This window comes from Belliella filtrata, assembly GCF_022549775.1.
GTDB lineage: Bacteria > Bacteroidota > Bacteroidia > Cytophagales > Cyclobacteriaceae > Belliella > Belliella filtrata.
Map to the genome: position 1 here is coordinate 22,196 of NZ_JAKZGP010000013.1, position 26,712 is coordinate 48,907.

Below are 26,712 nucleotides of genomic sequence, written 5' to 3' on the forward strand. Positions count from 1 at the left end.
TTTCATTTTGTCTTACCAGAAGCATTTATTTAATAAAGAGTTGATAGAAATTCCATCCTGCAAGGCCAAAAAGCAAAAGCAATCCTATCATACCTACATACCTTGAAAACCAGCTATTCACATTATTCTTCATAATCTTTGCATCATTTGCTATGGCGAACATGGCCATACCTATGAAAGGAACAAGAAAAATGGTGACACTTTGAGCGAAAATGATCAGTTCTAATGGTAACTTTCCGAATATCAATGAAATACTAGCTCCGCACACCATTACCAAAGCGATGAAGCTTTTGACAATTTTATCATTCAAACTTTTTCCAAATCCTAATGAATCAGCCAACAAACTCCCACCCACGGTAGCATTGCCAACCAAAGAAGAAAAAGATGCTCCAAACAAACCTGCTAAAAACAAGTGAGATGCATAGGAGCCAAATAGTGGCTGCAAGGCCATGGACATTTCTGAGGCGCTATTCACCTGGATTCCCTGTGGATGCAATACGGCTGCCCCACAGATAATTACTACTGCACTCATCACACCCAAAATCATGATCCCTGTAGCACTTTTGTTCTCTCCCTGCTGTCCAGGCTTTCTGTTTTCCTGCACCAAATACGCCTGATAAAATGCTCCTACAATAGAAAAACATGATGCCACAAAGGCTATCAGCAATCCTTCAGACCCATCAGGAATCGATGGAATAAAACCATTTACAATCCTTGAGAAGGAAGGCTTGGCCAAAAAAACTGTCGTCAAAAAGGATAAAAGCATGATGCCCACCAATGTGATCATCAACCTTTCTAAGGTCTTGTAGAAGCTCCTAAAAAAAAGCAACGCAACTCCTAAAGCATTGAAAACCAAAACCCAAACCCATGCAGCTGTTCCAGAAGCTTCAGCGACAGCTATTCCCACACCAATGGAGTTTCCTGCCTGAAATGATGTAGAAACGAGAAAAACACCAAAACCAATCGTGATACCAGCAATTCTTCCCCATTTGGTTCTAATCAAAGAAAGTAAACTTTCTTGGCTACTGATGCCGATTCTAGCTCCCATCCCTGTAAAAATCAACATAAAGAAAATAGCGATCACCACTATCCAAAGCATGTCATAAGCATACTCAGCACCCAATCTGGAAGTTATGGTCATTTTGCTAGGACCGAAAACCAAAGCAGCGGTGATAATGCCTGGCCCTAAGGCCATCAATTTCAAGATAAGTTTATTGCTATTCTTTTGATTAGACATGATTATCTATTTTCTGTAATTGTATTTGCACTTATTGGAGGAGCTGAATTCCCCCATTCTTGTCTGATAAATGTCAAGATCGCAGCTAGTTCTTCATCTTTCATAAAGGAAAATGAAGGCATCATCTGTCCATTTTCTTTGTTTTCTAGGCCTTTCAGCAAGATTTGGATCAATGGCTCTTTGTTTCCCACCACTGCTTGACTACGTATCAAAGAAGGAAAAATGTCATGGACACCAGTACCATCTTCCTTGTGACAGGAAGCGCAATAGCTGCCATATAGCTGCTTTCCATCCATTCCAAGTTCAGCTTTTGGCTTCTCCCCTTTCAAAGGTTCTTTGGTTGTAGCTTTGGTCAAGCTAATTTTTAGGATTTTATCATCTCCTTGTAAAGGAAATCCAGGCTGAGGATTCCAATCATTGTTACTTGTCGCTACGTAAATCTCTCCCGATGGAACCACCGCCACATCTCGCAACCTGCCATAATGATTGTCAAAAAATACCGTTTCATCAATGATAGATTTTCCACCTTCGCTGAGCTTCAACACCCTCAGACTTTTCCCTTTCAAAGTGGTCAACAGCAAACTATTTTTCCACTCATCAATGGCCAAATCACCATAAAAATTAAGTCCAGCAGGTGCTACGACAGGGGTCCATGAATAGACAGGCTCAAGGGCTTTGTTGATTTTGGCAAATTGCTTTTCTGCTTCTAAATCATGAAATCCTTCAATATGTGGCCATCCATAATTTCCTCCTTTTTGAATCAAATTAATCTCATCTTCTATGGCATCTCCATGTTCAGAAGTAAAAATATTGCCCTTGTCATCCAGGGTAAGCCCCTGAATATTTCTAAAGCCTTTTGCCCACACATAGCTCCTGGGATCAGGATTATCTTTTGGAATGCTGCCATCCAGATTGATCCTCAAGACTTTCCCGTTGAGGCTTTCATCACTCTGGGCATTGTCGAAACCATATGCATCACCGGTCGCCCAAAGGATTTTTCTATCATGACTAAACTTGATCCTTGAACCATTGTGGGCTGTGTTCCCAGGAATTTCTAACAAAACTTGCGGAGAAACCAAAGCTTCATTCTGCAAGGTATATTTAACAAGTTTATTGGAAATGATGCTATCCACCATGACCGTGTAATTCACAATAACAAATGGGTTGTTTCCAAAATCAGGATGTACCGCCAAGCCCAACAAGCCTGCTGTCCTCTTTTTCCACACTTCATCAATCCTGAGTAGCTTTTGAATTTCGCCAGTTTGCAAATTGATCCGTGAGATTGTACCTAGCTGCTCATTGAACCAGAGGTATCCATCATCAGCATATTCCAAATCCCATGGAACATCAAGATCTTTTGCCAAAACCTCCACTTTCAACAGGCTTCTTTCAAGTGCTATGTTGTCGACCAATGGAAGTTCTAGCTCCTTATTCGATGAACAGGACAGTAAGACTGAAATTATTAAAAATATGGTAATTTGAATTTTCATGTTTTTAGATTCTTTTCAATGCTCAAAGAGAGAATTCAAAGTAGGATATACATTTTTTGGCAACCGGCACACCGAATCTGGAAAAGGAGGCAACCTGCCTGACAGATGTGCTTTTCATTGGTTGAATGGATGATTTGCTTTAGCAGCATTTCTTTCTTTTCATAGTGAATGCTTTATCTCTTCCATTGCTCATTGAAGGCATCATTTTTTTGAAATTTTCAACCTTGAAGGCTTTACAAAATCCTTTTTCATTTTCTCAGGAAGTAGGAATACCTGGCCTTTCTTATTGGCGAAGTAGAGTTTCGAAATATCATGTTTTTTACCATGTCCATCTGCCCAGAACGCATAGAAATCATCATGAACATTGACAGGTCTCCTTGCATATGAATGATTGCGTTCGCTATTGCTTGTCATTGTTTTGCGCTTCCAATTTTCACCTTGATCTGAGCTTGACCAAAGCACCATTTCACCACCTGTATTATAAGCCTGAGGCCCTGGAGAAGTAGGACCGATTACTATCCAATCACCTTTGGAATCTACATAGAGCGAGCCCATATCATAGTTATTGTCAGAGTCTGCTAAGTGCTTAATATCCCAGGCAGACCCGGTAAATCGCGCGGTAAACCATGACCTCGGCCCATTTGAAGGGCCTGATTGGTAGCCTTTACTCGTGAGATACAAAATGATGGGGTGACCCTCTCGGTCATAAGTCAGGTCATTGATGTATACATTCAACCCTAAAGAACTATAGTCTTTTACCAAAGCCGAATTATTAATGTCTTTCAGTGGGATTTCCTGTGTTTCTCCAAAAACATTTTGCCAAGTTTTCCCAAAATCACTTGTCTGTAGGTAGTACAGATTCGTTCTGTAATTGAGTCCATTTTCACCTTCTTTGTAAGGATGAAAATTGAATGTGGTTCCGACAGTATTTTCATATTGGCCACTTGTCTGATAATGACCCTCCTCAATGATTGCCAAATCCTTCCATTCAGAATAGGTGACACCATCCTCGCTAGTCATAAAACCAATAGTTCTCCTTGGCTTAGAAGGCTGGTTGGGAATCACATTTCGATCATAATGCGTAAAAAGGTTCAAGAAGCCATTGCCTTTTTGATACCAAGTCTGTAGATAGGAAAAATTATTCATAGCCACATTTTCTCCTTCTACCTCTTTAGTAGCAAAGACCTGTTCAAACTCGGAAATATCATATGGCTTGGAGCTCTTATGAATGTAAGCTGGTGTATTGGTTCCATGTGCAGTTGAAAAAATCCAGATGTAGCCTTCATCATCCATGTTCATCACGGGATTATCGTGTGCATTGTCAGTTTTCTTATCCAAAACAATCGTAGGTTTTGGTACTTTTTTACTTTTATGGTCAAAAAATGAAACTGCATGAAGCAAGGTTTTACCTTCTAGGTCCGAGCCTCCATAGCAGAAAAAGGTCTTATTTACTTCTTTTACATAAATTGAAAATGGGTAATGGTTTGCAGGATAAGTCCCAAGACCACCGCTGTATTTGTAGACGTACTCATCATTAGATGGCTGATCACTATACCAAATCCCCCGATACCCGTCATCCTTGACATTTAAAGTCAATACTTCCTGGGCAAAAAGTTCTGAATTTTGAATAATCAAAACTATTAAAACACTTAGTAATAGGGTAAGTCTCATACTGATTTCAGATTCAAATTAGTCAATGGGATTCCAGTCCACGAAATCAATTTTGATTTTGAGGACAAAAGTGTGATCATTCCCGCCACTCCACCGAAATGGAGCAGCAGGGATAATCGTGTTCTATGTGGGATTTATTTAGTAATTCGGATTCTGGGAAATTTTCGTAGGATTAATGTCAATCTGACTCTGCGGAATAGGGAATATTGACATATGAGGCTGCATTCCTTTGTCGGTTAGAAATGCTAAAGCCCTGTCAGTCCTTATCAAATCAAACCATCGGTGCCCTTCGAATGCTAATTCCACCCTTCTTTCTTGCTCGATGGCAAGCCTGAATGCTTCTTGATTTGGAAGACTAAGATTTGGATTTGAATTTGAACTTGTCTTGCTAGGCAATCCTGCTCTATTCCTGATTTGGTTCAAGTAATCAAATGCAGGACCATCCGCTACATACCCTTGCTCGTTCAATGCCTCGGCATACATCAAAAGCACATCAGCATACCTCAATACGATCCAATTATTGTCACTATCAAGGTTGGCAGCAGGAGTACCGGAATACTTTATTACATAATTATGATTTACAGTATTTCCATTTAGCACATAACTTGTGCGCATAGAAGCTTCTTTTCTTAAATCATTATCCTCATAAGCATTACTCATTTCTCCAGTAGGAATATTTTGTCCTAAGGGATTACCTACAGAAACCACAGCTGTACCTGAGCCTATTGGTGCAAACTGATTTGCGAATGGGCTTCCTTCGCCGCTAGAGCTACTTTTGAACTGAACTTCAAAAATAGATTCGGCATTGTTCTGATTTGCTGCTCCAAAGATCAATGCGTAGTCAGGTAAAATTTGATAACCTGTCTGAGCAGATGCGTCAATTAACTCTTTTAACTTTTGAGCTGCCTCTGGATAATTTCGAAGTGTAAGGTAAACTTTCCCTAAAAGTGCCATTGCAGCTCCTTTGGTTGCCCTACCAATGTCTCCTCCACTGTAAGTAAATGGCAAAGATTCTTCAGCGTCAATTAGGTCAGATATGATTTGAGTATAAACATTTTCCACAGGCTCTCTTCCATAATCATAACCTTGTTGGGGATTATTGATGACTGTTAAGACCAACGGCACATCTCCAAAAATCCTCACCAGGTTGAAATACATTAAAGCCCTCAAGAATTTAGCCTCCCCGATAAACCTGGTTTTCAAATTTTGATCCATTGGTACATCATTTATCTTTTCGATAACGATGTTTGCTGATTGGATACCTTGATAATGAGCATTCCAAGTATTGGCACTGATAGAGTTTACTGCCACATTTGTAAAATCGTCTACTGCTTGTAAATCCGCACCTGCATTAGGGTTGGTGATTTCAGTATTATCAGACCGCATATCCCCAATCACATGCATTGATGAATAATACTGCCCTCCATACTGGAGAGCACCGTACACAGCGGTGAGTGCACTCCTCATATCGTCAGCATTTCTATAGAAGTTATTGCTATTTAGTTGTGAGATTGGTGCTCTATCTATAAAATCTTCACTACAACTTGTTACTGTTAATAACCCAGCTATTCCAATTATCAATAAGTTTTTAATATTTTTCATCACTATATCTATTTAGAAGCCAAAGTTTAAACCAAACATAAATGAGCGGGCAAGGGGATACCCCCCAGCATCAACCCCTGGCACCAATGGACTACCTCCTTGTGCACTTACTTCTGGATTGAACCCTTCATACTTCGTAAAAGTGAAGGCATTTTGTACAGTAAAATTCACCCTCGCATTTGAAACCTTAAACCTATCCAATAGTGTAGAAGGTAATGTATAGCCCAAAGTGATGTTTCTGATTCTTAGAAATGAACCATCTTCTACAAATAAGGAAGTGATATTATTCACAACATTACTCCCTGCATAAGCATTGAAATTTCTATCTATCATTGGAGACACACCATCTCCTTGATCAGCTTCAGACTTCCATCCATTTGAAGCACTACGCAATACATTGTAAGAACCAGCATAATTGGCGTAATACCTTCTTGCTGCATTGAGTACTTCAAAACCTTGTACACCTTGTAGGGTAAATGAAAAATCAATGTTCTTGTAAGCAAAAGTATTGGTCATACCATAGGTGAAATCAGGGAATGGACTACCCAGAACGGTCCTATCATTTGCATCTATAACTCCATCACCATTCACATCTTCAAACTTCAACTGACCAGGCCTTGATTGCACTGTTCCATTTCCATTCAAGATTACTGCACTGTTCTCAATATCTTGTTGATTTTGGTAAACGCCTATCACATTGAAACCAAAAAAGCTTCCTGGAGGAGAACCGATCTGTGTGATGTGGGTCGGTGCTGTCGCCGAAGTTGCCTGTCTTGAAATGATTGGTGAGCCATCTGGGCCGAGTGCCAATACCTTGATATCATTGGTAGAAATATTGAAATCAGTAGTCCATTTAAATGCCTTGACCATATTTCTACTTGTAAGTGTATATTCAAATCCCTTATTTTGGATTTCACCAATATTTTGCAAAGCTGTAGCGTAACCTGTTAAGGTAGGAACTGGAACATTCAATAAAAGGTCTGAGGTTCTTTTGTTGTAGTAATCAAAGGACATATAGAATCTATCCCCAAACAAACCAAACTCCAAACCTATATCCAATTGCTTGTTTCTCTCCCAACCCAACCTGCTATTCGGTATATTGGTCAACCTGATACCGTTATTCAATGTGCCTGAGCCTGTCCCAAAAGGATAATTTTCTGGCCCAGTAAGACCAATTGAACCGTAATTGGTAATAAAGTTATTTCCTGTAAGTCCATAACTTGATCTCAATCTCAACTCAGAAATCCAACTAACATCCTTCATGAAGTGCTCTTCGGAAAGCCTCCACCCAAGAGAAATGGACGGAAATACTCCCCATCTATTTTCTGACCCAAACCTTGATGAACCATCTCTTCTCACTGTACCTGTAAGCAAATACCTGTTATCAAAGCTGTAATTAATCCTTGCCAAATATGAAATCAACGACCACTCTTCTTTTGAAGACAATGCACTGGTAATCAAACCCGCAGCATTCATCGTCTTGATTTCGTCGTTAGGGAAATTTGTTCCATTGATTCTGTTGAAATCAAACTGTTCTTGCTGAATGGTATAGCCTGCTACGACGTCAAATGAATGCTTTTCCAAAGATTTTGAATAGCTCAATGTAAATTCAGATAACCAATTTCTTGTTTCTGAAGTTGTATTCGTTCCAGTAGCTGGTTTAGTTGGATTCACACTGTTTGGATTGATGATAGAGGAGCTAAAAATATCTTCTCTAAAACTTCTCATATCAGCACCCACAAGCGTTTTGAAATTCAAATTGTCAACAATATTAATTTCTGCAAATGCTGTACCTAACAACCGAAGATTACTCTGCTGGTGAAAGTATTCGTTTGCAATTTTCACTGGATTATCTACCTCACTTGTACCTATGCCTTGTCCAGTAATTTGCGTATAATTTCCATTTTCATCATAAGGAGTCAAGTGTGGGCCAGCTGTAATAGCAGATTGAATGATTCCACCACCTTGCCAGTTGCCTTCAGCTAATGATTGATTGGAAAAGGTGTAAGATGGTGTAATATTTGCACCGACTTTAATTCTATCATTTACTTTTGAATCGACATTTACTCGAAATGAGTATCTCTTTAAGTCTGAATTGATTATAACCCCTTCCTGATTTAAGTAACCTCCAGAAATAAAATATTTTGTCTTGTCATTACCTCCAGAAAAATTCAACTGATAATTACTCATTTTTGCGGTTCTAAAAATCTCATCTTGCCAATTGGTTCCTTCCCCCAAAGATTCTGGATCACTGAATTGCTCTGGCAATAAATACATTACATTGTTTAATCTAACAGCGTTTGGGTCAGAAGCAGACCTGCCCGGAGCTGAATTAACCCATGCATTGTTTCTGGCCTCATTGATATAGCTAGCAAATTCAGTTGCATTCAACACATCTAATTGTCTTTCAACTTGCTGAATACCAGTACTGAGGCTAAAATCTATCTTTGAAACTCCAGATTTTCCCGACTTGGTTGTAATCAAAACCACACCATTTGATCCTCGCGACCCATATATGGCTGTAGCAGAGGCATCCTTAAGAACCTGAATATCTGCAATATCATTTGGATTGATTGTATTTAAAGGATTGTTCCTTTGATCAAAATCATTGGTAACTGGAAATCCATCAACAACATAAAGCGGCTCATTACCTGCCGTCAAGGATCCTGCTCCTCTAATTCTTACTGTAGCGCCTCCTCCAGGAGCACCAGTGGCTTGAGTCACTTGAACACCCGCCATTTGTGCAATCATAGCTTGATCTAAACTTGTGATTGGCTGGTCTTCAATCTGCCTTGAACTCATAGAGCTTACTGCACCCGTGATATCTCTTTTTTGTTGGGTTCCATACCCTACTACCACAAATTCTTCTAGGTCACTTTCTTCCTTTCTCAGCGTCACATCAATGCTATTTGAGGAACCAACTACTCGCCTTTCTCTTTGAAAACCCAAAAATGAAAAAACCAAAGTCTGCCCTTCATTAGCCTCTATTTCATAAAAACCATCAATATCTGTAACTGTACCATTGGAAGTCCCTTCCACCATGACTGTCACACCAGGTACAGGATCTCCCAAATCATCAAGCACCTTTCCTGAAACCGTCAAAAATTCAATTTCAATAACTTTAACCCTTTTTGTTTGCTTGTCTGCATTTAATATTACGCTGATCGTATTATTCACTTGCTTGAAACTCAAATCCGTCTGCTTTGCTATCTGTAAAAGATAGTCTTCTACACTGCCTGAGTTTGTGACCAGCGCTATGTTAGAACTTGTTTTTATTGCTTGATCTGTGTAGAAAAATTTGAAGTCTGTTTTATTCTCTGTCTCTTTAAAAAATTGTGCAAGCGTATAATTCCTTTTTTCCAATTTCAAGAATACCTGATCGATACTCTTTACCTGTGCTTTCGATGTGTTTGCCATTAAGGGGCCCAATGTCAAACAGAGCAATGCAACTCCTTTCAATATTAACTTGATTGACATAATTACCGCTAGTAATATTTTTTTCATATTTTTGGAAGTAGTAAATGAAACATTGATTTTAACTATGAATAGCAGCTACCACACGTCTTTTCATAGCTTATTAAGATTTGATGTTTGCAGGGACGTATTCGCAGTACGTTCCTGTTTTTTTATCAGTTTTTTTTATTCATAAGCCTATTTATTTGAATTCTATTAGCACTTCTTTATCTTTCAATTTGTAATCAAAACCTATAGAGGCACTCAGAACTTGAAGGACATTTTTGAGTGTTTCATTATTTTCAAATGTTCCTGATGCCAATAATTTCTTTTGCTTACCTCTAACGCTTATCTGCACACCATACCATCGTTCAAGTATAGTTACCATTTCGTCTATAGAAGTCTCTTCGAACCTAAGTACACCATCCATCCAAAGGATCCTTTGATTGACATCGACTATTTGTTTGTCCATCATAGACATATCTTTGGAAAGTACTGACTCCTCCCCTGGGTTGAGGATCAAGTAACCATCTTTATCCTCTAGGTTTAATTTCACACTACCCGTCAGTAAAGTGACGACTATCCTTTCTTTTGTGCTAAAAGAGGAAATATTAAAAGAAGTCCCCAGGGCAGTAGTTATAACCCCTCTAGAGGATACCCTGAATGGGTTTTTTTCATCTTTGGCGACATTGAAAAATGCCTCACCTTCCAGGGTAATGTACCGATCGGTGAGGAAATCCTCACTGTATGTAATCCTACTCTCTGAATTAAGATATACCGTAGAGCCATCAGGAAGATGAATTTTTGTTTTTTGACCTGCGGGATTATACCTTTCTATAGTTTTTTTGGCTAATACTTCATTTTTTGTATTTGATTTTTCAAAATCAAGTAGTGTAAATACCAGCATGGAACATATTCCAAAAATCAATAAAGAGGCAGCTATTCTTAACCAAACTGGCAACAAGCTTCTCCTACTCACTTTTTCTTTGAGCAATTGAGGTGTGGGGTATCCTTCCTTATTTTTGTTGATCTTATCCCATAAGGATTGGGAATCCCATTCTTTATACTGTGAAGTTGGTGACTTCTCTGACCATAGTTGAAGTATCTCTGCTGACATAAACTCCTCGCCTTCTGATGTATTTAGCCACGCAAGTAGATCCCTTGCCTGTTCCTGAGTCAATTCACCATTAAAAAAATCTTCTATTTGCTTTCTTCGATCCATTTTTCTCTTTACTTGATACATATAGCTCCAAGTATTCGATTTTACTCACGCAACTTTGAAAAAAAGTGAAAAACACCTACTAAGTCACCGCATACAAGTGTAAACGGTTGACAAACAGCAGTTATATATTTAAAAATTTAAATTAGTGCGTGCTGAAAAACGCCATCTGGAGAATAATTCCTTTAAATTTTTACTGATACATCATTTAACAGGTATTGTCTTTTAAACTGGAGCAAACTTATTCCATGAGCTATCTGAATTTGCTTGCTCCAGAAAATTTCTAAACTCGAAATTTTCGAGATAGCCTCAGGCATACCATCTCCTTCATTGGACTCATTCGAAGTATAGGTTTACACCTTCATTCGTCCGCTTTGAATCTGGCATACTGGAGACTTTTTCAGCAAGCCCTTAATCAGGGCTTAATCGATTGGGCTTAAAGAGACTGTAAGCATACCAAGTCGATATGCTAGTACTTCTTTATCTTCAATGAAAATATGGGGAAGAGCATTAAATTTATCTCTCTAAAAAATAGCATCGATCATCAATAAGAAAATACTTGCTGAAATGATTTTAAGTTTTTGAAGCTTATCTTTGATACCTTTTGATGCGCGGAAAATTTGATTTTCTACAGTTCTTTTGGATAAGTTTAATTTTTCAGCGATTTCGTCTGTACTCAGATTTTCAAAATTCTTCAAAATAAACACCTGTTTTTGACCTGGAGGAAGTTTCTCTATAAGCGCTGAAGATACTTGATGAAAATCTGAATAAATCAAATCTAACTCAGGGTCACTATTCGTTTCAAAACTTATCAAAGGGATTTTGTACTTTTGATAAGCAAAAAAGCGTGCTTCTTTCTTTGATTTTTTTATGACCAAAGAGCGCACAATAGCAATCATATAGGCATTGATGGAAAGTTCAGGATCAAGGTTGGCCCTTTTTTTCCAGATCTTCAAAAACACCTCTTGTACAACACCTTCGGCATCTTCATGGCAAAGGTTCATTTTTCTAGCAATGTGATACACCTTCTCTCCAAATAGCTGATAAAGCTTCCCAAAGGCTTTTTCATCCCCCTTAGAAAGATCCTCTACCAATTGACGAAGTGCTTGTTCTTTCATTTCCATTGCCATGATATAGCCATACGATCTATTGAGTACATTCCAAAGAAACTAATTATATTTCATCAATCAAAAAAAATTCCATGCAAGGTATATTTTTAATTCAACCCAACACTTTATTTAATACAGTGATAAATTTTCCTTTTGATTCTTTGTATTCCATGTTTAAGTTTGGCAAATGACTTCAGAAAAATGAAAAAACCTATCTTAATTACCCTATTTTTAATTTGGCTTACAAGTTGCGGTCGCCAGGAAATTTTGATTACCATTGACCCAGGAAATTATGACAGGATCGCTATTCCAATCAATATCTCCTTGAATGCCCCAATTGACACTTCAGGAGATTATCATCTTTTAGAAGCCAATTCTGGCAAAATATTTCCTGTAGAATTCTTAGACAGTATGACAATTTCATCATTCATTGATAGTATCAAATCTAATGAGCAAACTACCTTGAAACTGGTAAAAGGAACGAATAAATTAGCAAAAAAAAATTCCTTGGAAATCATTGAAAATCAAGATGGCGTTCAAGTAAGAATCGAAGGAAAAGACCTATTCTATTATCATAAAAAAATAAAATCACCTCCAATTGGAGAGTCTCAGCTTTATGCTAAAAGCGGTTTCATTCATCCTCTAAAAAGTCCAAATGGTGCTATACTCACTGACGATTTCCCTGCCGGACATATGCATCAGCATGCGCTATATAATGCATGGACAAATACTAGATTTAAAGGCGAAAAAGTGGACTTTTGGAATCAATTAGACAGTTTGGGAACAGTTGTTCATAAAGAGATACTTTCTAGTAAAGCAGGAAAAGTAATGGGACAAATAACGGCACTACTTAGTCATGCTAGTTTTAAGAATGGGGAAATTTTAGAAGAGAAGTGGGACATTAGAATCTATCCGGTGTCTGATTTCTTCATGTTTGATATCTACTCCGAACAAACAAATACGAGTAGTGACACGCTATTTTTGGAAAAATACATCTATGGAGGAATGGCATTAAGAGGAAGTCGTGCATGGAATCCTGATGATAGTATACACTACCAGCAACAATGGGAAGTTTTGAGTGACCAAGGCTTTACACTTGAAAATGTAAATCACACCAAAGCAAAATGGGTTAGTGTCAGTGGGAAAATATCAGATTCGGATGCTGGAGTTACTGTATTTGGATTCCCAGATAATTTCCGTTATCCACAATTTGTCAGAGTTCACCCGACTATGCCTTATTGGGTGTTTACCCCCGTCTTCGAAGAAGGGTTCAGCATCAAACCAGGAGAAACTTTCAAAAGCAAATTCAGGTACGTGGTACACAATGGAAAGGCAGATAAAAAGATGATGGAAATAATTCAAAAAAACCTAGAAGATCCTGTTATTATTACTGTTCATTGAAATTCAATCTAGGCCCCCTTTTGGGTGGTTTCTAGATTGAATTTCTGTACGCTATTGTATTTAGTTATTTTTTTATGCTCAATAACAAACCCCTTATTTTCCACCTAGACCTCTCATTCGGATATTTCCTCGAAGAAGTCGCATTATTTACAACTAAGGCCACAAAAAAAAGAATTAAAACTCCAGACAGTACTGGGAAAAACACATAAGCGTAGCCTAAATCCTTTATCTGAGAAGAGCCTGTCACAGCTATCAAAGCTGTAGCACCTCCAGGAGGATGGAGCGTTTTGGTGAGCTGCATGGCTATGATTGCGAAGGAAACAGCTAGTGGTGCTGACAACCACAGGATATCTGGTGTGATTTGATATATACTCACCCCTACCAATGCACTTATCAAATGGCCTCCTAGGAGATTTCTCGGTTGGGACAATGGACTTTGAATCACCCCATACACCAAAACACTACTTGCGCCAAAAGATCCAATTAAAAATAAGTTATCGCTTTCCACAAAAAAAATGTCTTGTATAAAAGCTATAATCCCAAGTCCAATAAAAGAACCCACAAAGGACCAAAAATTCTCTTTGAGGTCAACAAGTGTTTCTTTGTAAAATACATATTTACTAAGTCTATAGCTTCTGCTAATCTTCTTTCTCAACATTTACCTATAAATTGCTTCATTTAATGCTGCAAAATTAAGACTATAACATGGTAACAGAAATATAACCACAAAAAAAAGCCAACTCGGAAATCGAGTTGGCCTTACTATTTATTTGATTTTTTTGATTAGAAACTATAACCTAAAGATACTTTGAAACCTCTGTTATAGATATCAGCATTTGAATCTTTGAATACAGGTGAAGTACCGTAATCGTAGCTACCCTGGATATTCAAACCTCTTGGAAGGTTATAACCCACACCCACTACAAATCCTAAATCAGTTTTGGTAATCTCATCAGTTGCAAAACTGAATGATGACCCAAAAAAGTCACCTTCAAAAGTAGAAGATGTCAAAAATGAAGCTTGTGGACCTGCAAAGATGTTAAAACCTTCAGTTACATAAAGTCTTAGCAACAATGGAACGTCTACATAGTTCAAAATTGCTCTACTGTTTAGGAAATCATCGTTTTGGGTACCTTTTACGGAGTAGTACACCCCTGGCTCAATGGCTATCCTTGAACCCAGAAACAAGTTGGTATAAATACCACCATGAAATCCTACCCTGTTATCGTAGTCATTATTTGAGGCATCCGAACCGCCAAAATTAAAAAAGTTGGCACCACCTCTAATACCGAATCCACCGATAGCATCGTTTCTGTCATAATTCTGTGCATTGATTTCAAATGAAAAAAACGCTAGCACTGCGAATAATAAAATTGACTTTTTCATAATATATAATAGTTGGTTTTTTTCGTCTATTACTCTAAGATCATGCCAAAAAAGGCCAACAAGAATCGAAAAAAAACCAATAAAAATTAAAACAATCTCATTATCAGCCACTTATTTTTTTATCTACATAACTGGAGTTCATGATCCCTAAAGCACCCATATACTTCAACCCAAATTTTATAGTGTCTCCCACCTTATAATCTTTCGGGTTCAAGCCGAGGTTTAAGATGATCATGTCTGAACTTGCGCCTAGGATTTCGAACTCGCCATCTTCCGCTATAAGATACTTGGGGTCTACATCAAGAAGACCTATATCCAATATTGCCCTGAAGGATGATTTACCATATAGAGATTCATCTATCGCCAAAACTTCACCTTGCGGATTTGCTGCAAGTGAACCAGTGGGAAGCATTGGCTTTTCTTGCATTTCTATAATTTCAGCATACAGCTCAAAAACATCACCATGCATACCTGATATTACCTTTTCTTCAAAAAGGTCTACCCCAAAGTACAACGTTTCACCTACTCGGAAATGATTAACTCCCTTAGGTAACTGCTTGTGAAGCAAAAGCGGAATGGTAACAGAAGTACCAGCAGATACCCATGGGATTTTTTTATTAAACTTCAATTCTATGATTTGCTTGTATAAAGAAAGCTGAATAAGCTTGTCTGCTGACGGCATCACACCATTGAGGCAGTTTAGATTGGTTCCAAGCCCAATGATCTCAATATTGGGTAATTCAAAAATTTGAGCATAAAAATCGACTAAATGATCTCCCATCACACCCTCGCGAAGATCCCCTGTCTCTACCATGATGATGATTTTGTGCTTTTTACTTTGCTTTACAGCTTCTTCACTGATCCATCGGATAGTAGTCAGCTCACTATTTAAGCTCACATCGGCATATTTTACCATGCTTGGAATGTTTCGCTTTGATACAGGCTTGATGTACACTGTCTGAACATTGGCGTCTATTTCTTTCACTTTAGCCAAATTGCTGATTCTTGAATCATGAATTTCCTTCACCCCAAGATCTATAAGTTCTTTGAGATACTTCCTGTTTCCACAAAACAACTTGGAAACTACTCCCCAAGAAATCTCATCTGCCTTGAAGGTGCTTTTGAGATATTCAAAATTCTCTTTAAGTTTTCCCCTGTGCAGGTTCAAAAATGCCATTGTATTTTAAATTTACTCGCCACAATTTGATTGTGGCAATTTGTTCGAATTAGAATTTTATAATAAAGTCCTATTTATGTTTAAAACCTATATTGATGAATCTTGTCAAAGGCGACTATCTTTGTAATTAATAGCTCATCTTCCACTTTAAGCGATGCTTGATTCTAGATCATTTTTTCAACCTCATTTCAAGGTATTTGTTTGTAAACCCTAAACTCTCATACAGCTTTTTGGCAGGATTTTCTGGTTCTACATGAAGTGCAATATCTCCATTAGCCATATCTATAGCTGTTTTCATCAGCTTCTTCCCTACTCCTTTACCTCTTTGAGAAGCATCTACTGCGATATAGACCAGGATATTTTCAGGTATATATCCTGACATACCCGTTTTGTTTACCACCACTGCGCCAACGATTTGATTATTTTCCCTTGCCAAAACTGCAAATCCTCCCTTGTCAACAGCCTGATCCAAAGCGTAATCCAAACACTTCATAATATCATTCACAGGATCCCCATATTGCTCCAAATGAGTAAAAAGAAAATCTGCTACTTCTTTTTTCTGCAAATACGTTGCATGGTCTATTGCTGATAGGGTTTCAATTTTAAGCATACTTTATAATTTTATTTTGATTGATTCGATTTTTGAACATAATAAATAAGCAAATACATTGCTAAAGAAGCAAAAACTCCAAAAAAGTTTGGATCAAGCCCAAATGGCAAGTCAACTTCTAGCAGACTTAGCCCCGCTGTCACCGTGCCTCCGCTGATCATTGCCCAAAGAGCTGCTTGGGGACTTCTCCTGTTGGAAAACAATCCAAAAAGCACTGGAATCAGCAATCCTGACACCATGAAAGCATAGGAGTAAAGCATCAAGTCGAGTACATTTGTCATTTGCAATGCCACTATCAAGGCTAGGGTTCCTAAGATAAGGGTAAATAATTGAGCCCATCTGACTTGTGCATTTTCTGATAGGCTGTTGATCCATCTACCAAAAATATCCGAGCTGAGATTACCAGAAGCTGCCATTAAACATGAATCAGCTGTAGACAAAACAGCAGAAAAGTAAGCTGACATCATCAATCCCAAAATACCTGAGGGTAAAATTGTTCTTAACAAAACAGGCAAACCCATTTCTGGATCTAAAGCATCCACATCAATTATCAAAAGCCCTTGTTCGAATGCTACCCTAGATAGCAAGCCCAATGCTACCCCCATAAATGCCATAATTGGCCACTCGAATAAACCTGCAATAAACCAGGCCTTCTTCGCCGATGCTACGTCTCTACTAGCAAATATCCGCTGATACAAGGTCATCCCTATAAACCAAACTGGTAAAATTGTGATACCCCAATTGGCCAAATCTTGCCAGGTAAGGTTACTTAAGCTAAAAAATTCAGCTGGCAAAGTATCTTTGATCACATCCCAGCCACCGACATGATAATAAGATACTGGTAAACCAATAAAGATAAAACCAAGCATCAATACAATCCACTGAACAGTATCTGTGTAAATCACCGCTTTCAAACCTCCTAAAACGGTATAAACAACTGCTATCACGCCCATAATCCAGAGCGCATGATTGACTGAAAGCCCCTCGAAGGTTCCTGAAGCGAGTTTCGCACCAGCCAAGAGCTGTGATGAGGTAAACCCCAGATAACCTATCAAACAAATCATTGCTGCAACTAACCCCGCTCGACGATCAAATAAGTGCTGGATGATCTGTGGAAATGTATAAAAATTAGCAAATGCACGATCACTCTTAACCCGGGGTATTAAAAAAACAGCGGCTAACCATGCTCCTAACAGTCCTGTAAACAGCATCCAACTACCTGAAAGCCCCATTACAAAGCCCAGTCCTCCCAGACCTACTGAAAAACCTCCACCTACATCAGTCGCTACCACAGACAAACCAATGTGCCAGCTTCCAATATCTCTTCCCCCTACATAATAATCGTCCTGACTTTTATTGCGGCGCATGAAGTAGTAACCTACCCCAAGCATCACCAACATGTACCCGACGAATATGCCGAGGTCAATGAAATGCATCTATTTCCTTTCTTCTTGAGTGAGTAAAATTTTATCCAATATGCTAAAGTTACAAAATCCCAAGCCCGACAAAAAGTATATCCTTACCTAAATGAGCAATTAGCCAAATATTCAAATCATGCCTTCTTATAATACCATCAGACAAAAAAAAAGCTGGACTAGCCAGCTCTTTCTATTTTTAAATCTCCTTTGGTTTGTGTCCTCTACTTTGGCCTGTGTCTCACAGAGCATTCCAAAACCCTCAACTCAATCCCCTGTTGGATTGTGTCTCCACAAACCAATCTTCACAAATCAATAATTAAACATTATCACTACTAGCAATCGCAGAGAAGTACTCTCTGTTCATCCTAGCAATGTTAGTAATGCTAATACCTTTAGGACATTCAGCCTCACAAGCACCAGTATTTGTACAAGCACCGAAGCCTTCAGCATCCATCTGTGCTACCATCTTCTCTGCCCTCACTTTTCGTTCAACCTGACCCTGAGGAAGCAAGGCTAGCTGTGAAATTTTAGCTGAGGTGAACAGCATTGCAGAAGCATTTTTACAAGCTGCGACACATGCTCCACATCCAATACACTGGGCTGCATCCATCGCCAAATCAGCAATTGATTTAGAAATTGGAATCTCGTTGGCGTCAGGAACACCACCGGTATTCACAGACACATAACCTCCAGCTTGGATGATCCTATCAAAGGAAGACCTATCTACTACCAAGTCTTTCAATACTGGAAAAGACTTCGCTCTCCAAGGCTCGATCGTGATCACATCTCCATCTTTGAAGGAGCGCATGTGTAGCTGACAAGTGGTCGTCTGCTGTGGTCCATGTGGCTTGCCATCTATATACAATGAACACATCCCACAGATACCTTCTCTACAATCATGATCAAAATGAACGGGATCCTCTCCTTTTTCAGATAATTCTTCGTTCAATACATCAAGCATTTCTAAGAATGACATGTCCTCAGAGATGTTTGATATCTTATATTCTTTAAGTGCACCTTTATCGGCGCTATTTTTCTGTCTCCAGATTTTCAAAGTTAAATTCATAGCTCTGATAATTTTAATGCTTTAGATTATTTGTAACTTCTTTGTGTCAACTTCACATTTTCAAAAACAAGCTCTTCTTTGTTCAAAGCCTCTTCTTGTCCTTCACCCTTGTACTCCCAAGCAGCTACATAAGCAAAGTTTTCATCATCTCTCAATGCTTCACCTTCAGGAGTTTGGTACTCTTCTCTAAAGTGACCTCCGCAAGACTCATTTCTGTGAAGTGCATCATCCACCATTAACTCACCCAATTCTATAAAATCGGATACCCTATTTGCTTTTTCCAAAGAAAGATTCAACTCTTCATTGGCACCTAGCACATTTACATTTGTCCAAAACTCTTTCTTAAGCTCCTTGATCATGCCCTTGGCTTTGGTAAGTCCCTGGGCAGTCCTCGCCATACCACAGTATTCCCACATGATCTTACCTAGCTTTTTGTGGAAATAATCTACTGTTTTCTCTCCTTTGATGCTCAATAGTTTTTGTAACCTTTGAGTCACTTCTTGCTCTGTCTTTTTGAAGTCAGGATGATCTGTAGAAATTCTTTCTGCTGAATTTTGTGCCAAATAATCACCAATAGTATAAGGAATCACAAAGTAACCATCCGCCAGACCTTGCATCAAAGCAGAAGCTCCGAGCCTGTTGGCCCCATGATCAGAGAAGTTAGCCTCTCCCAATGCGTACAAACCTGGAATAGTCGTCATCAAGTTATAATCAACCCAAAGACCACCCATGGTATAGTGTACTGCTGGGTAGATCATCATTGGCAGTTCGTACGGGTTATCACCAGTGATTTGCATATACATATCGAATAGGTTACCATACTTTGCCTCGATTACATTTCTACCATCCCGCTTGATTGCATCACGAAAATCCAAAAATACAGCTTCTCCTGTTTCATTCACTCCCCTTCCTTCATCACATACATATTTGGCATTTCGAGAAGCTACATCGCGAGGTACCAGGTTACCAAATGAAGGATACTTCCTTTCTAAGTAATAATCCCTATCCTCTTCTTTGATATCATTTGCATTGATCTGTCCCTTTCTGAGTTTTTCTGCAATTTCCACAGTAGCGGGTACCCATACCCTACCATCATTTCGAAGCGATTCTGACATCAAAGTCAGCTTAGACTGATGATCACCAGATACTGGGATACAAGTCGGGTGTATTTGTGTAAATGAAGGGTTCGAAAAGAATGCCCCTTTTCTATGTGCTCTCCAAGCTGCAGTCACATTTGACCCCATTGCATTAGTAGATAAGAAAAATACGTTTCCATAACCACCAGTACAAAGTAGAACGGCATGTGCACTATGCGATTCGATTTTTCCTGTAACCAAATTTCTGGTTACAATACCTCGTGCTTTGCCATCTATCATTACCACATCCATCATTTCTGTTCTAGGATACAGCTTCACCTTTCCATTGGCAACTTGCCTACTCAAAGCTGAGTAAGCACCAAGCAAAAGCTGCTGACCTGTCTGACCTTTGGCATAAAAAGTTCTTGAAACTTGTGCTCCACCAAAAGATCTATTGGCTAATAAACCTCCATACTCTCTTGCAAAAGGAACACCTTGAGCCACACATTGATCTATAATATTAACAGAGACTTCAGCTAGTCTATAAACATTGCCCTCTCTAGCCCTGTAATCTCCACCTTTGATCGTATCATAAAAAAGTCTATATACTGAATCACCATCATTTTGATAGTTTTTGGCAGCATTGATACCCCCTTGAGCAGCGATAGAGTGCGCTCTTCTTGGGCTATCTTGAAAGCAGAAAGCCTTCACATTATACCCTAGCTCAGCAAGAGATGCCGCCGCAGAAGCACCGGCCAGACCGGTACCTACTACGATTACATCGTATTTCCTCTTATTTGCTGGGTTTACCAGCTTTACGTTGAATTTATGTTTGGTCCACTTTTCGGCTAATGGCCCTTGTGGTATTTTGGAATCAAGTATCATCGATTATTGATTTTAAATTCTTCTTAATTAACTAACGAACAGCTTACTGGTTTTGAAAAAACATCACCAATGGTATCAATGCAAATAAAGCAGGTATCAAGATCGAAAATCCTAAACCAACCTTTCTGATCAAAGGTGAATACTTGACGTGATTCAAACCCAAAGTCTGAAACGCACTTGCAAAACCGTGTGAAAGGTGAAACGCCAAGAAGCCCATACTCACTACATAAAACGCTACATAAAGGATGTTAGAATAAGCATTTGCTACGATTGCAAAGACATCCTTATATTCTTCTCCATCATAAGAAGCCATTGGAACGGAACCGAATTTTACTTCGTAGTAGAACCCTTTGAGGTGAACGAGTAAGAAAATTAGAATAATAGTTCCCAAGATCCCCATGTTTCTCGAAGCCCAAGCCGAATTGGTTGAAGACTTTGATACTGCATAAGCAACTGGTCTTGATTGCTTGTTCCTTTTGGTAAGTATGATCGAATAGATCACGTGAATTAGGATAAAAGCAAAATTCCCAATAGACACTACCCTGATGAGAGGGTTGTTGGCCATATTGGCTGCATACTTGTTGAAAGACTCCCCACCATCAGGGAACAATAACTGGAGATTACCCGCTAAATGTACTACCAAGAATAGAATTAGAAATAATCCAGTAAGGGCCATCAAAACTTTCTGGCCCAATGTGCTACTTAAGGTCTTAGATACCCAGCTCATACGTTTTATTTAATAGTAAAATTTTTACAGTTTATACTTTGGGCTCAAATTTACATTTGGAAAGTTTAGCAAACAATCAAAGCCCAATGCTTTAAACTTATTTTAAAACGTTCTAAATAAACCACCTATTTTGAAGGCTTTTGAACGTTTTTATTTGATTTAGTAACCAAGTGTCTAATTTTATTGTTTGATATTAGGTAATAAATTTCTACTCCCTTTAGTTATTTTCGTATATCTTGTAATGTTATAAGAAAGACATCCATGAAAATCAAATCTTTACTTTTATCCCTTTTGGTTTTGATAGCCATTTTATATAGCCATCAAGTTTCTGCCACCCACATCAGAGCGGGCGAGATCATAGCCGAAAGGGTATCAACCCAATCCTTGACCTATAGGATCACCGTGGTAGGCTACACAGACACACGATCTAATGTCATCTTTGGTCCGGGTAATATAAATTTTGGTGACGGAAGAGAGGTTGCCCTCAACACAGAAAGTGACTTTGTCTTAGTTGAGCCATTAGGCAATCAAATCGAGAAGAACACTTTTGTGATTACTCATACCTACCAAGGCCCGGGAGAATATATCATCAGGTTCAAAGAATTCAACAGAAATGACAACACCCTGAACATGGATAACTCTGTAGACACACCTTTTTATGTGGAGACCATGATTAGGATTGACCCATTTTTTGGAGTGAATAACTCTCCAGTATTAACCATCCCACCAGTAGATAATGGGGGGGTAAACATACGCTACATACACAATCCTGGCGCTTACGACCCAGACGGAGATAGCTTGGCATATACCATGGATATCCCTAAGCAAGATTTCCAAAGAACAGTAAATGGATACAGCAGCCCAGCATCTTCAGCGTTTAGCTTTCAGCGAGAAGACGGCTCTACACCTCCATTTTTAACATTAGATCCACTTACAGGAGACTTGATATGGGATGCACCTGGTTTAGCTGGTCAATACAATGTAGCTTTTCGAATAGAAGAATATAGGAAAATCAATGGAAGCTTTGTTCTCATTGGCTATGTGGTCAGGGATATGCAAATCATCATTGAAAACACCAATAATCAAAGACCTGAACTGGTTATGCCTGAGGATATCTGTGTGGTGGCAGGAACCAATATCCAAGAGATCATCCAAGGATCAGATCCTGACGGTAACCCTGTCAAAATAGAAGTTTTTGGAGACCCTATTGAAATATCATCCTCTCCTGCCTCATATGATCCAGAATCAGTATTCCAACCAAGCCCCGGTATTGTCAACTTCAATTGGCAAACTGTTTGCAGCCACGTGCGTGAAAGACCCTATCAAGTCCGTGTGAGAATCACCGACCAACCAAGTTCTGGACCAGCCTTGGTAGATATCAAAACATGGAACATTACTGTAGTCGGTCCTCCTCCTGTCATTGATGATATTGTACAAGAACAAGGAAGGTCTGTAGACATAAAGTGGGATCCCTACAGCTGTGGATCAACAGCTCAAACAATGCAAGTTTGGAGAAGATTGAATAGTGATCCTTATGAGCCAGACTCATGCGAAACAGGTATTAGGGAGGGTTATGTGCTTGTTGGAACCACTGATATGGACACATTCAACTTCTTAGATGATAATGATGGAGAAGGTTTAGCTCCTGGGAATACCTATTGCTACAGATTGGTAGCAGCATTTCCAGCACCTAGACTTGGAGAAAGTATCGTCTCCGAAGAGTTCTGTGTGACCATAGATGTGGATGTGCCATTGATAACAAATGTAAGTGTAGAAAATACAAGTTCAGAAGAAGGAGAAATTCTTATAAGATGGACGCCTCCTTATGACATTGATCCTGTTCAATTCCCTGGGCCATTTACCTATGAGCTCATCAGAAATACTGGTTTTACAGGAAATCAAAACAGACAATCTATCATCACCACCTCCGACACAGTATTTACTGACACTGGTTTGAACACTGAGAATCTTGTTTACAACTACAGGGTTTTGCTCAGAGAAAACAATACGGTGATAGACAGCTCTAGTGTAGCATCATCTGTCAGGCTTGAACCTGTCATCATCAATGAGGCTATTGAGCTGAACTGGTCTTTCAATGTCCCTTGGAACAACTCATTATCTGAATTCAGACACGAAGTATACCGAAACAAAACAGACCCTGAAGCTCAAGATGAAGAAAATTTCACCTTAATTGGGGAAGTAGATGTCACCAATGATGGCTTTACCTTCTTGGATGATGGAAGCCATAATGGAGTACCATTGAACAAAGAAATAGAATATTGTTATTATGTAATTACCAAAGGGGCATATAACATTGATCTTTTGACATATCCACTGGAAAACAAAAGTCAAATCACCTGTGCAAGACCCGATGATGATAGCCTTCCTTGCCCTCCTGTCTTAACTTTCGAAGGCCCAGATTGTAGCGAGTATCTTTCTGATAAGAACTGTGGATTCAATACATTCGAGCATGAGCTGAGTTGGGAAGGGGATTTTAGTGGAGATTGTGATACAGAGTTGAGCTCATATAGATTATACTTTAGCCCTGATGGAGAAGATGCTGCTTTCACATTGATCGAGACATACTCAGCCCTTACTAATTCTGCAAGAATCACCAACTTACCTACTTATAAAGGTTGCTATTATTTGACAGCAGTAGATAGGTCAGGAAATGAAAGTGATCCAAGCAATATTGTTTGTGTGGACAATTGTCCAAATTATGAACTCCCTAATGCATTCACTCCGAACGGTGATGGAGCCAATGATACATTTATGGCATTTGATAATCCATTTGCAAAGTGTCCTAGATTTGTAGAAGCTGTAGAGATTTTTATAGTGAACAGGTGGGGAGTTGAAGTTTTCAGCTACAACAGCTTAACTTCTACAGAAGCAAATATTTACATCAATTGGGATGGGAAAGATAAAAACGGGAAAGACCTTCCTGCTGGTACATATTTCTATAATGCTGTAGTAAGGTTTGATACTTTCGACCCAGACTTGAGCGAAAGAAAAATGAAAGGAACAATACAACTTATTAGATGAGAATACAAGATGAGTATCATATAGTCTTATTCGATGGGGTTTGTAATCTGTGCAACAGTGCTATAGATTTTATCATAAGAAATGATAAAAAAAACCGATTTAAAGTAGGCGCATTACAAGATGATAGGGTAAAAGAAATTTTAAAAAATTACCAAATAGATGAAACTTATCTAGATTCATTGATACTGGTTTCTGGTGATCAAGTGTACTATAGAAGTACGGCGGCATTGAAAATTGCAAAAAATCTTTCTGGATTATGGCCAATACTATATGGTTTTATAATTTTGCCAAGCTTTGTCAGAGACCCTATCTATGATTGGATAGCAAAAAATAGGTACAAGTGGTTCGGCAAAAAAGAAACTTGTAGACTACCAACAGAAGAAGAAAAAGCAAAATTCATTTGAAACGTAAATCATAAACATGGACATCGCAAAAGTATTTGAAAACAACGCTACTTGGATAGAAAGTAAATTGGAAAAAGATCCAAATTATTTTAAAGAACTGGCTAAAGGCCAAAACCCTGACATTTTATACATAGGATGTTCAGATAGTAGGGTGAGTGCAGAAGACTTGATGGGAGTTCAGCCAGGAGATGTTTTTGTACATCGAAACATTGCAAATATGGTAATCAGTATAGACCTGAACTCAATGTCTGTATTGAACTATGCTGTTGACAATTTGGGAGTAGATCACGTTGTCGTATGTGGACATTACGAATGTGGTGGTGTAAAAGCTGCGATGAATGCATCTGATCTAGGGATCTTAAATCCTTGGCTAAGAAATATCAGAGACGTATACAGGCTTCATAAGAAAGAATTGAATGCCATCGAAGATGAATCTGCTCGATACAATAGACTTGTAGAACTCAATGTCCAAGAACAATGTGTCAACGTACTCAAGACAGCAGTGGTTCAAAAAGCCGTTAGGAAAAGAGGACTAAAGGTCCATGGATGGGTGTTTGATGTGGGCCAAGGAAAGTTGATTGACCTAAAGCTGGATCACGAAAAAATCCTCAAGGAAATCCGAGAAATATACGATCTAGGTGTCTAAGATGAAAACACCTAATTTAATTTAATATAAACTTTATGACTAAAAGAGCATACATCTTCCCAGGCCAAGGTGCACAATTTTCAGGAATGGGAAAAGAGCTGTACGAAACAAACCCAGAAGCAAAAAAATTATTTGATAAGGCAAATGAAATCTTAGGTTTCAGCATCACAGATATCATGTTCCACGGAAGTGATGAGGATTTGAAACAAACCAAGGTTACTCAACCAGCTGTATTCTTACATTCAGTAATCTTAGCAAAAACCAGTGAGCATTTCAACCCGGGCATGGTTGCTGGTCACTCTCTTGGAGAATTTTCCGCATTGGTTGCAAATGGCACTTTAGCATTTGAGGATGGTCTCAAACTTGTCTATCAGAGGGCATTAGCCATGCAAGAAGCTTGTGAAATCAACCCCTCAGGCATGGCAGCAATTTTAGGTCTTGCTGATGAAAAGGTAGAAGAAATATGCGCAAGTATCAACGATGAAATCGTGGTAGCAGCTAACTACAACTGCCCAGGTCAATTGGTAATATCTGGGTCCAATAAAGGAATAGAAATCGCTTGTGAAAAAATGAAAGAAGCAGGAGCGAAACGAGCACTTCCGCTTCCTGTAGGAGGAGCATTTCACTCCCCATTGATGGAACCCGCTAGAGAGAAACTTCAAGCTGCCATAGAAAACACCACTTTCAACCAACCCACTTGTCCAGTATATCAAAATGTAAGTACTACAGGTATAAGTGATGTTGCTGAAATCAAAAAAAATCTAATTGCGCAACTTACAGCTCCAGTGAAGTGGACACAGTCTGTGCAACACATGGTACAAGACGGTGCAACCGAGTTCATCGAATGTGGTCCGGGAAAAGTTCTCCAAGGTTTAGTTAAAAAGATTCATAAAGAAGCAGAAGTTTCTAGCATCTAAATCAGCGTAAACCAATCCTGATTACTCAAGAGGTCTTCCATTTCGGACAGCCTGAAAATCAAAAAAAGGGTGTTCCGTCTTTTCGGACACCCTGTTGATGTTTTTAGACCGAATGGTATATAGTCTCAAATTTCATTTAATCTCAAACTTTGATTCACTTTGAAGAATACCATGAT

Annotated in this window: 20 protein-coding genes; 5 read left to right on the forward strand and 15 right to left on the reverse strand. The window is 38.8% G+C overall.

What is annotated here, in order from left to right; translation table 11 throughout:
- Positions 1-25 precede the first annotated feature (25 nt).
- The 7 genes from MM239_RS07230 to MM239_RS07260 form a co-directional block, all read right to left on the reverse strand.
- A complete protein-coding gene (locus MM239_RS07230) occupies positions 26-1,237 on the reverse strand; it encodes an Nramp family divalent metal transporter (RefSeq protein ID WP_241347530.1) in 1,212 nt (403 codons plus the stop codon).
- 2 nt (positions 1,238-1,239) lie between these two features.
- Positions 1,240-2,727, reverse strand: coding sequence for a PQQ-dependent sugar dehydrogenase (locus MM239_RS07235; RefSeq protein ID WP_241347531.1), 1,488 nt, complete (start codon positions 2,725-2,727; stop codon positions 1,240-1,242).
- A gap of 201 nt (positions 2,728-2,928) precedes the next feature.
- Complete coding sequence (locus MM239_RS07240) at positions 2,929-4,398, reverse strand: BNR-4 repeat-containing protein (protein WP_241347532.1); 1,470 nt, start codon at positions 4,396-4,398, stop codon at positions 2,929-2,931.
- Between the two features lie 138 nt (positions 4,399-4,536).
- Complete coding sequence (locus MM239_RS07245) at positions 4,537-6,000, reverse strand: RagB/SusD family nutrient uptake outer membrane protein (protein ID WP_241347533.1); 1,464 nt, start codon at positions 5,998-6,000, stop codon at positions 4,537-4,539.
- Between the two features lie 12 nt (positions 6,001-6,012).
- Positions 6,013-9,504 carry a TonB-dependent receptor gene (locus MM239_RS07250; protein WP_241347534.1) on the reverse strand — a complete coding sequence of 1,164 codons (3,492 nt, stop codon included), beginning with the start codon at positions 9,502-9,504 and terminating at the stop codon, positions 6,013-6,015.
- Between the two features lie 151 nt (positions 9,505-9,655).
- Positions 9,656-10,675 (reverse strand): FecR family protein, encoded by a 1,020-nt coding sequence (locus tag MM239_RS07255; protein ID WP_241347535.1) that lies wholly within the window; start codon positions 10,673-10,675, stop codon positions 9,656-9,658.
- 521 nt (positions 10,676-11,196) lie between these two features.
- Positions 11,197-11,790: an RNA polymerase sigma factor gene (locus MM239_RS07260; RefSeq protein ID WP_241347536.1), complete on the reverse strand. Its 594-nt coding sequence runs from the start codon at positions 11,788-11,790 to the stop codon at positions 11,197-11,199.
- A 192-nt stretch (positions 11,791-11,982) separates the two neighbouring features.
- Here MM239_RS07260 and MM239_RS07265 point away from each other — a divergent pair, with 192 nt between their 5' ends.
- Positions 11,983-13,182 carry a DUF6807 domain-containing protein gene (locus tag MM239_RS07265; protein ID WP_241347537.1) on the forward strand — a complete coding sequence of 400 codons (1,200 nt, stop codon included), beginning with the start codon at positions 11,983-11,985 and terminating at the stop codon, positions 13,180-13,182.
- A gap of 64 nt (positions 13,183-13,246) precedes the next feature.
- Here MM239_RS07265 and MM239_RS07270 read toward each other — a convergent pair whose 3' ends face one another.
- The 8 genes from MM239_RS07270 to MM239_RS07305 form a co-directional block, all read right to left on the reverse strand.
- Positions 13,247-13,840 carry an HPP family protein gene (locus MM239_RS07270; RefSeq protein ID WP_241347538.1) on the reverse strand — a complete coding sequence of 198 codons (594 nt, stop codon included), beginning with the start codon at positions 13,838-13,840 and terminating at the stop codon, positions 13,247-13,249.
- Positions 13,841-13,965: 125 nt separating this feature from the next.
- Positions 13,966-14,568, reverse strand: coding sequence for a porin family protein (locus MM239_RS07275; protein ID WP_241347539.1), 603 nt, complete (start codon positions 14,566-14,568; stop codon positions 13,966-13,968).
- A 103-nt stretch (positions 14,569-14,671) separates the two neighbouring features.
- On the reverse strand, positions 14,672-15,745 hold the full coding sequence (locus MM239_RS07280) for an alanine racemase (protein ID WP_241347540.1): 1,074 nt from the start codon (positions 15,743-15,745) through the stop codon (positions 14,672-14,674).
- Between the two features lie 169 nt (positions 15,746-15,914).
- On the reverse strand, positions 15,915-16,355 hold the full coding sequence (locus MM239_RS07285) for a GNAT family N-acetyltransferase (protein ID WP_241347541.1): 441 nt from the start codon (positions 16,353-16,355) through the stop codon (positions 15,915-15,917).
- An 11-nt stretch (positions 16,356-16,366) separates the two neighbouring features.
- Positions 16,367-17,791 carry a sodium:solute symporter family protein gene (locus MM239_RS07290; RefSeq protein ID WP_241347542.1) on the reverse strand — a complete coding sequence of 475 codons (1,425 nt, stop codon included), beginning with the start codon at positions 17,789-17,791 and terminating at the stop codon, positions 16,367-16,369.
- Positions 17,792-18,089: 298 nt separating this feature from the next.
- Positions 18,090-18,839: a succinate dehydrogenase/fumarate reductase iron-sulfur subunit gene (locus MM239_RS07295; RefSeq protein WP_241347543.1), complete on the reverse strand. Its 750-nt coding sequence runs from the start codon at positions 18,837-18,839 to the stop codon at positions 18,090-18,092.
- A gap of 26 nt (positions 18,840-18,865) precedes the next feature.
- Positions 18,866-20,800, reverse strand: coding sequence for a fumarate reductase/succinate dehydrogenase flavoprotein subunit (locus MM239_RS07300; RefSeq protein ID WP_241347544.1), 1,935 nt, complete (start codon positions 20,798-20,800; stop codon positions 18,866-18,868).
- Positions 20,801-20,843: 43 nt separating this feature from the next.
- Complete coding sequence (locus tag MM239_RS07305; protein ID WP_241347545.1) at positions 20,844-21,527, reverse strand: succinate dehydrogenase cytochrome b subunit; 684 nt, start codon at positions 21,525-21,527, stop codon at positions 20,844-20,846.
- 261 nt (positions 21,528-21,788) lie between these two features.
- On the opposite strand from MM239_RS07305, the gene MM239_RS07310 reads away from it, so the two are divergent.
- From MM239_RS07310 to fabD, 4 genes are read left to right on the forward strand one after another with little or no spacing between them, the layout of a single operon-like run.
- Positions 21,789-24,569, forward strand: coding sequence for a T9SS type B sorting domain-containing protein (locus MM239_RS07310; protein ID WP_241347546.1), 2,781 nt, complete (start codon positions 21,789-21,791; stop codon positions 24,567-24,569).
- Complete coding sequence (locus MM239_RS07315; RefSeq protein ID WP_241347547.1) at positions 24,566-24,973, forward strand: thiol-disulfide oxidoreductase DCC family protein; 408 nt, start codon at positions 24,566-24,568, stop codon at positions 24,971-24,973. Before MM239_RS07310 ends, MM239_RS07315 begins: the two co-directional genes overlap by 4 nt.
- Before the next feature lie 16 nt (positions 24,974-24,989).
- The gene (locus MM239_RS07320; protein ID WP_241347548.1) at positions 24,990-25,619 is read left to right on the forward strand and encodes a carbonic anhydrase; all 630 of its coding nucleotides are present in this window, start codon (positions 24,990-24,992) and stop codon (positions 25,617-25,619) included.
- Positions 25,620-25,654: 35 nt separating this feature from the next.
- Complete coding sequence (gene fabD / locus MM239_RS07325) at positions 25,655-26,536, forward strand: ACP S-malonyltransferase (RefSeq protein ID WP_241347549.1); 882 nt, start codon at positions 25,655-25,657, stop codon at positions 26,534-26,536.
- The last annotated feature ends 176 nt before the right edge of the window (positions 26,537-26,712 follow it).